Annotated in this window: 5 protein-coding genes; 3 read left to right on the top strand and 2 right to left on the bottom strand. The window is 43.3% G+C overall.

Annotated elements, in window-relative coordinates:
• A partial coding sequence (locus ACWVCM_RS15920) for a DUF5329 family protein (protein ID WP_455202754.1) occupies positions 1–263 on the bottom strand: 263 nt, incomplete at its 3' end.
• The gene (locus tag ACWVCM_RS15925; protein WP_455202755.1) at positions 260–1,156 is read right to left on the bottom strand and encodes an endonuclease/exonuclease/phosphatase family protein; all 897 of its coding nucleotides are present in this window, start codon (positions 1,154–1,156) and stop codon (positions 260–262) included. The genes ACWVCM_RS15920 and ACWVCM_RS15925, both read right to left, overlap by 4 nt.
• Before the next feature lie 220 nt (positions 1,157–1,376).
• On the opposite strand from ACWVCM_RS15925, the gene ACWVCM_RS15930 reads away from it, so the two are divergent.
• The 3 genes from ACWVCM_RS15930 to ACWVCM_RS15940 all read left to right on the top strand — a co-directional run.
• Complete coding sequence (locus tag ACWVCM_RS15930) at positions 1,377–2,786, top strand: MipA/OmpV family protein (protein ID WP_455202756.1); 1,410 nt, start codon at positions 1,377–1,379, stop codon at positions 2,784–2,786.
• Complete coding sequence (locus ACWVCM_RS15935) at positions 2,774–3,382, top strand: lipid-binding SYLF domain-containing protein (RefSeq protein ID WP_455202757.1); 609 nt, start codon at positions 2,774–2,776, stop codon at positions 3,380–3,382. The genes ACWVCM_RS15930 and ACWVCM_RS15935 overlap by 13 nt, the downstream gene beginning before the upstream one ends.
• Positions 3,372–3,639: hypothetical protein (locus ACWVCM_RS15940; protein WP_455202758.1), on the top strand; the 268-nt coding region annotated here is incomplete at its 3' end. The genes ACWVCM_RS15935 and ACWVCM_RS15940, both read left to right, overlap by 11 nt.

Here is a 3,639-nt window from a genome sequence, read left to right on the forward strand (position 1 = left end):
GACATAGTGCTTTTTGTTGCCGAGTATTCAATAAACTCCTCCGCACTATCGATGCGTGACTTAAAGTAATTATATTTTTTCATAATATGAGCTCTGGCATCTGGTCCGTTATGTGTAGACCCATTACGAATAAACGTGCATTGTGAATTTTCAACAAAGTTTAACAGGTGTTGAATTTCAGCCTCTTTATTTGCGTATGCGTAACTCGTGCTTAAACCGAATAATCCAACGAAAAGCACTAATATCAAATTCAATTTCTTCATTCTACTATCCTCGCCAGGCGTGCATCGCTCACTTTAAAAGTGACTGTTATTGGGTTGTGGTCAGATGATGTAACATGATGGGTTTGGTGAGTAACAGCCGTTAGCCCACGGAAAAACACATGATCAATCGCATTGCCGAATACAATGGTTCGGTTGTGATTATTATAAGGTAGTTGCTCCAGGGATAATCGCTTCATCATGTCCAGCAAAACTTGTGTTCGTTTATCGCTCCAGTTATTAAAATCACCTGCTAGCACTATTGGACCATCATGCGCCGATAAAATTTCCTCGACTGCCATCATTTGTGACGCATACGATTCCAGTCCCAGGGTAAAGTTAATGCCATGAATGTTCGCCACTAGCAATTGCCGGGACATACCTGCTATCGGATAACGACTGATCAATGCTGTTTTAGGTACACGGATAATCGGCTCCTTTGTGCGCAGCGCGCAATGATAACCCGATCCAATCCGGGATGCCGTCATTACTCCAGTTTCGAGGTCATCGTAGTAAAAAGCAGTATTTAAATGCCAGTTCAGTTCACGATCTTTCAATGCACTTTTAAGTTCATCGCTAAGTAGTGCTTCCTGCAATAATACAATGTCCTGCTGTTGGCTAAAGTTGATAAAGTCTTCTCTCCATGTTTCCCGGCTACCTTTGTAAATGTTCCAGTTTAGTATGGAAAATCCTGATGGATTCAGCACGTGTGTCGAATGGTTTATCGATTGATTAACATGCTGCATCGAGAAAGTTTTACAGGATCCGGAAAGGGTGCTGGTATCACCATCTCGTGACTGGCTGACTAACTGAGTTTGCTCCGGGATAGTTACACAGCCGGTAATCAGTATTGATAGTGCGAGCCCAGACAAGGCTATACGCAATGTTTTTATCATATTTCAAAAATTCTTATACTGTTTTCGGTATAAATGTTTAGAATAACAACAATTTAGTTTAATAATTATATCAAGCACTCTTCAGGCCAGGTTATCCATTTATGCCAAACATTGGTCCTTTAAGGTCGTCAGTAGAATTACAGGGTAATTTCGTAACTCACTGAATATCACTATGAATAAACTCATAGTAAACGCTTTTTAAGTCATTCCGCATTGAGGTATGTTAAAGAAGACAATTAAGAGAACTCTGTTCTTGTTGGCCAGTTTTTATGCCGGCCTGATCTTTGCTGATTCCGAGGTGACACGTATACCCATACTGGATGCCCCGGAAGGTACCGTTGGACTGGGATTTGGTATTCGTCTGGAGAATACGCCATACGTCAAGGATAGCGACGCTTCTTTACAGGATGAAATCGAAGCTGACTGGGTTCCCATGTTTTTATACGAGGGTCGATTCCTGTTTGCCCACGGTACTTCGTTGGGGGTACATCTTTATCGTAACGATTTTTTCAGCGCTGACATCCTGGCGCGCTATCGTTTTGACCAGCTGGATCCTGGATCCAGCACTTACCTTGAAGGATTGGAGAAGCGTGAGCAAACCGTCGATGCTGGTTTGTCATTTACTCTCAAAGGCGCGTTTGGTTCTTTGAAACTGGAATGGGTGACTGATACCCTTAATAAGCACAATGGTGAAGAGGTAGATTTAACCTATCGTTACCGAATTGATGAGAGGCGGTGGATGTATTCACCGTTTCTTAGTTTTATCTACCAGGATGAGCAACTCAGTAATTACTATTATGGCGTGAGTGAGGCGGAGGCGGTGCCTGGTCGTCCAGCCTACTTGCCAGGTTCAGCGACATTTTTTCGTATGGGATTGAATACGTCCTATAAACTGACAACACGCTGGCTCGTGTATGCCAATGTTGCGTTTGAAAGTCTGGATATAGCGCAAAGAAACAGCCCAATCGTTGACAAAGATTTTCTTGCGTCTGCTTTTGTCGGTGCCAGTTACCTGTTCGGTGATATATATGAAGCGGATGTCGAGGATCGACGGCGCAGAAAAGAATGGAGCTGGCGCATCAACTATGGTTACAACGCCAAGGAAAACTTTAATAATATTATTCGCGGCAACTTGAGCGCTGATAATGAGGTCGATACCGAGATCTTTGGTTTGACCTTTGGCAAGCTAATTGTTGGCGGGCCACGAATTGATATTTATGGCCGGTTTGCATTGTTCAGGCGACTGGAAGAGCCCTTTCAGGATAATTTCTGGGAATACGCCTTATATGTTATGGCAATGGGTAAAGGCTATATGCCATGGTCCAGGGAATCGGCTTTTCGATGGGGATTTGGGTATGGGCTGGATTACGCAGACAGTGTGCCCTACACCGAACAAAAAGAGCAGGCAGAAAAAAACCGCGATACGTCACAGTTGCTCAACTACTTTGAAATGCAGGTGGATTTCCCGGTTAACAATATTGTTAAAACTAAAACTTTTAATAATTGTTTTGTGGGTATGACGGTGGTGCATCGCTCGGGTTTATTTGGAGCATCGGATCTTTTTAACAATGTGGTGGGAGGGTCCAACGCAATAACTTTTCATCTGGAGTGTCTGCGATGGGTCAAATAAAAACACTTCATATTCTCCTCATTTTGATAGCCAGTATGCTGGCTGCCTGTTCATCGCAACCGGTTAAAGTGCATGATTTATCTCAAACAGAAGTATCGAAAGCACATGAAGCCATTTCATTTTTTAAGCAAAAAGAAAAATTAGCTCCCTTTTTTAAAAACGCTGTTGCTTATGCTGTTTATCCAGATGCGGGCCGAGCGGGGCTTGGTTTTGGTGCAGCATATGCCAGCGGTTTAGTGTTTCAGGATAAAAAGATTATTGGTACTACCGTCATGACACAGGTTAATGTTGGTTTTAATATGGGTGGGCAATGGTATCGCCAGATCGTGTTTTTCAGGACACCAGAAGTGCTGGATCATTTTAAAAACTGTAACCTGGAAATGGGAGGACAGGCCAATGCTGCATTGATTACCCTGGGTGGTGGAGCAACACCAGGGTTCCTCAACGATGTAGCGATATTTACCGAGTTGCGTGGTGGATTATTGATTGAGGTTTCTATTGGTGGGCACTATTATAGTTTTTCGCCAGTAATAAGCGCCGACGAAACAGTTTCATCCGTTTCAAATAACGTCGAAAAATCATCAAATGAAAACTAAAGTTAAAAAACAACCAAATCCGGGAGCCCTTATTGTACTGGCTATCATCGGTATTGTTACTATCTTTGCAATCAAGTCCTATATCTCAGCCCCTCCGTCTGAAGATGAACAATCCGGTGACGATACAACAAAAACATCTATCGTATCGGAGATGGTCAAATTAGATGCGCTACGGGAGCCGGAGTACGTGGGCCGTGAACAATGCCAATCCTGTCATGAGCAGCAGTACCAGGCGTGGCAGGGGTCGCACCATGATC

It is taken from the genome of Kaarinaea lacus, from assembly GCF_975902315.1.

Bases quoted from the DNA above. Each gene is read 5' to 3' on its own strand.
- ACWVCM_RS15935 (WP_455202757.1), top strand. From the start codon at position 2,774: ATGGGTCAAATAAAAACACTTCATATTCTCCTCATTTTGATAGCCAGT.
- ACWVCM_RS15925 (WP_455202755.1), bottom strand. From the start codon at position 1,156: ATGATAAAAACATTGCGTATAGCCTTGTCTGGGCTCGCACTATCAATA.
- ACWVCM_RS15930 (WP_455202756.1), top strand. From the start codon at position 1,377: ATGTTAAAGAAGACAATTAAGAGAACTCTGTTCTTGTTGGCCAGTTTT.